The sequence below is a fragment of the Methyloceanibacter marginalis genome, from assembly GCF_001723295.1.
Lineage (GTDB): Bacteria > Pseudomonadota > Alphaproteobacteria > Rhizobiales > Methyloligellaceae > Methyloceanibacter > Methyloceanibacter marginalis.
The window spans coordinates 10,001-13,864 of the sequence record NZ_LPWD01000072.1; the positions used below are offsets into that span (position 1 = coordinate 10,001).

A 3,864-nucleotide genomic window follows, 5' to 3' on the forward strand; every position below is an offset into this window, starting at 1 on the left:
AAATTGAATTCCCCGTGAAGATGCGGGGTTCCTGCGGTTAGACGGAAAGACCCCGTGAACCTTTACTATAGCTTTGCACTGGTATTCGTAACTGCATGTGTAGGATAGGTGGGAGGCTTTGAACCTGGGGCGCCAGTTCCAGGGGAGCCAACCTTGAAATACCACCCTTACGATTATGGATATCTAACTGCGGCCCGTTCATCCGGGTCCAAGACAGTGCATGGTGGGTAGTTTGACTGGGGCGGTCGCCTCCCAAAGAGTAACGGAGGCGTGCGAAGGTAGGCTCAAGCTGGTCGGAAATCAGCTGTCGAGTGCAAAGGCATAAGCCTGCCTGACTGCGAGACTGACAAGTCGAGCAGAGACGAAAGTCGGCCTTAGTGATCCGGTGGTCCCGTGTGGAAGGGCCATCGCTCAACGGATAAAAGGTACTCCGGGGATAACAGGCTGATGATGCCCAAGAGTCCATATCGACGGCATCGTTTGGCACCTCGATGTCGGCTCATCACATCCTGGGGCTGGAGCAGGTCCCAAGGGTTCGGCTGTTCGCCGATTAAAGTGGTACGTGAGCTGGGTTTAGAACGTCGTGAGACAGTTCGGTCCCTATCTGCCGTGGGTGTAGGAGAATTGAGAGGATCTGTCCCTAGTACGAGAGGACCGGGATGGACGCACCTCTGGTGGACCTGTTGTCGCGCCAGCGGCACAGCAGGGTAGCTAAGTGCGGACGGGATAACCGCTGAAAGCATCTAAGCGGGAAGCCTACCTCGAAACTAGTTCTCCCTTGAGAGCCGTGGAAGACCACCACGTTGATAGGCTGGGTGTGGAAGCGCAGCAATGCGTGAAGCTAACCAGTACTAATAGCTCGATCGGCTTGATTGCTTTCATTGTCAGTGCCCATCTGATTTGCCCTACCGCGCTTTGCGCTACTTGAGGGCAATTGGATTGGTGCAAGAACCGCGCTTCATATGCGCGGGTTGAGACCAGATTTGAAACCGCCCTTCGCTGGCCTGGTGATTTTGGCGGAGCGCCCCCACCCGTTCCCATCCCGAACACGGCCGTGAAACGCTCCAGCGCCGATGGTACTAAGTCTCAAGACTTGGGAGAGTAGGTCGTCGCCAGGCTTGCCAAGGGCGGTTTCAAAATTCATTCGTCGTGTTCTTGGCCTTTGGCCTGTTTGAACACGCGATTGCTGCGCTACCGCGGATCGCGTCGAGCGCAGCTTTGTTGCGCTACCGCTCTCTGAGCTACGTGAGCGCAATTCGGGCTCCCAGAGCCCTCATCGAGAATACGTGCTCTATAGAGCGCGTTCCCCTCTTTCACGAGTTGGTTTCGCCAGAATCTTGCTTCGACAAGAGAGTGGCAGCCACGACAAGAACCGCCGCGAGGAGAAATCCCGCGGCGGTTTTTTTGTGCGTGAAGCGTTGCGACTGAGTGCCCGGGCGGCCATAGTCCGGCCAATTCCATCACAACAACAGGGACGAAGTCGCAGCATGTCCGATCGCATTGTCTTGAGAGTGGGCGAGAGCCTCGTCGCCGGCGGCCCGCCCGGCACTGCCGCGGAACCGGAAGTCGCAATCGGTGAAATGGATGGGCCGTTCGGCACCGCTTTCGCCAGTCTCCTCGGCGATCAGGTCAAGGGCCACTCCCGCGTGCTCGCGCTGCTCAACACCGACGTCATGGTGCGTCCGCCCACGCTCTGCGTCAGCAAGGTCACCGTCAAGGACTCGCGCTACACCAATATCCTCATGGGCACGGTGCAATACGCCACGGCCATGGGCGTGCTCGATGCCGTGCGCTCGGGCGACATCCCCAAGGACAAGTGTGACGCGCTCGGCATCATCGTTTCGGTGTGGCTCAATCCCGGGATCGTCGAGGTCAAGGATCTCGACCATCAAGTCTTGTTCGACATCCACCGCAAGGCCACCACGCAGGCGATCCACAAGGCGATGACCTTCCAGCCATCGATCGACTGGCTGCTGGAGAACCAGGACAAGGTCGTCCACAAATATTTCGAGAAGGGCCTCAAGGGCGAGTAGCGCCTGATTTTTGCTTTGCGCTACCGGCCTTTGGCCTACTTGAGCGCTTGTCGAACCACGATTAGCCGCCGCCGGGACCTCCCGCGGCGGCTTTTTTGTGTGCGTTATTGGCCTTCCATCTCGCTCTCGCAGGCAAGCGAGGTGGCGGCGAGGCTGGAGGCCGGGTCGCAAGGTGGCCCCGGCCGCCCGTGCGCGGCGACGGCCGCGGCCTTCTGATAAAGAGACTGGATGGGCCCCTGCTTCGGGGACGAGGCCGCCGCCACGGTGCCGGTATATTCGCTCTGCCAGCGGCGACCTGGTTTCAGATAGAAGGCGTTGCCGCCGGCCACCGTCACATACCGGGCCGGGTAGGGGTTCTTGTAGCTCGCCATGTGGAAGTGCATCGCCTTGCCGACCGGCGCGTAGCGCTCGCCGTTCATAATGGCGTCGGCGGCGCGCGCGGCGGGCGCCGCCTGCCGGGCATCGACCGCCCGGGTTAAGACGCCCGGCGCGAACTGGCGGTGTTGACCCACGACGCCGCAAATGGTGCTCGGAAAGCGCGCCGAATCCACCCGGTTCATCACCACCGTGCCGACCGCCATGAGCCCATCGGGGCTCGAGCGGTTCGACTCGAAATACATGGCCCGCACGAGGCAGTCCCGCTCGGTCAGGTTCGAGGTGTCGACGGCGGCGCCCTGGGGCGCGCGGCCGCTACAGCCGGCCACAGCCAGCCCGCACAGCAAAGCTAGGAGAAGTGCCCCCCTCATGCCCCCCTCAAGTCCCCTCGTCGGCAAAGCGCCTCGGAGTATTGTGGGAAAAGGTTGCGGCTAGATTGAGGGCGGCCACGCCGCATCGACCGTATCCGCGAGAGGCTGGCCGGCTAGCTTTGCGATTGGCTTCAAAAGGATCGCCAAGCCAACATGCGCCGCGCTCAGCTTTGTCCTTGAGCAGAAATCACGGCCACTCATGTTGTCCAGAAAAGATCGGAGTGATAAGGCGGATTTACGAAAGTTCTCTGGGAGGGGGTTGATTCGGCGATGGAGAGACCAAGAGGTTTCAAAGCAAAGAGACCGGCCTCTTTCGGATCAATTTCACGAATACTTTTGAATTGTTCTAGTGCGCTGCTGCTCCTGCTCGCGCCGCTCTCCGCCATAGCCAAAGATAAGGACAAGCGTCCGGCTTTCGCGGAGTCTCCTCAGATCGAAAGCGAAAATGGGGTGCTCGAGACCGAGCTAACGGTCGGGCCCCACACCATCGAGGTCGCCGGCAAGAAGGTCACCACGAACCTCTACAACGGCCTGTTCGCGCCGCCGACGCTGCGGCTCAAGCCGGGCGAAACGCTGCGCCTCAGACTCACCAACGAGAAGGGCGAGGGAGAGAGCACCAATCTTCACTACCACGGGACCAACGTCTCGCCGCTCGCCCCGGCCGACAGTGTGTTCATCACGGTCGAGCCCGGCAAGGACTACCAATACGTGGTCGATTTCCCGAAGGACCATCCGCAAGGGCTGTTCTGGTATCACCCGCATTTTCACGGGACGACCGAGTATCAGATCGGCAGTGGCCTCTCGGGCCTGATCAGCGTCGACGGCGTGCTCGATCCCTGGCCTGAACTGAAGGACATCACGCAGCGCTTCATGATCCTGCGCGACATTCAGATCAACAAGCACGGCAAGGTGCCCAATCCGCCCGATCCCGGCGACAAGACCAATCGTTTGGTGAACGGCCTGCGCAACCCGACCATCCCCATCAAGCCCGGCGAGATCCAGCTGTGGCGCGTCGGCAATATCGGCGCCGACATCTATTACGACCTGGAGATCGAGGGGCATAAGATCTACGAGATCGCGCGTGA

General features: G+C 60.3%; 3 protein-coding genes and 2 rRNA genes (1 of these 5 running past the window's edge). 4 read left to right on the top strand and 1 reads right to left on the bottom strand.

The features are described from left to right. The 3 genes from AUC71_RS03500 to AUC71_RS03510 all read left to right on the top strand — a co-directional run. Positions 1-876 (top strand): 23S ribosomal RNA (locus tag AUC71_RS03500); it begins 1,870 nt to the left of the window's first position. Between the two features lie 127 nt (positions 877-1,003). Beyond that, positions 1,004-1,118: ribosomal RNA gene (rrf, locus tag AUC71_RS03505) — 5S ribosomal RNA — on the top strand. A gap of 369 nt (positions 1,119-1,487) precedes the next feature. Further along, a complete protein-coding gene (locus AUC71_RS03510; protein WP_069623157.1) occupies positions 1,488-2,033 on the top strand; it encodes a formaldehyde-activating enzyme in 546 nt (181 codons plus the stop codon). Positions 2,034-2,137: 104 nt separating this feature from the next. Here AUC71_RS03510 and AUC71_RS03515 read toward each other — a convergent pair whose 3' ends face one another. Beyond that, on the bottom strand, positions 2,138-2,737 hold the full coding sequence (locus tag AUC71_RS03515; RefSeq protein WP_069623158.1) for a cell wall hydrolase: 600 nt from the start codon (positions 2,735-2,737) through the stop codon (positions 2,138-2,140). A 378-nt stretch (positions 2,738-3,115) separates the two neighbouring features. Between AUC71_RS03515 and AUC71_RS03520 the strand changes: the two genes are divergently transcribed. After that, positions 3,116-3,864 (top strand): multicopper oxidase domain-containing protein (locus tag AUC71_RS03520; protein ID WP_158007683.1); only part of this gene is annotated, 749 nt, incomplete at its 3' end.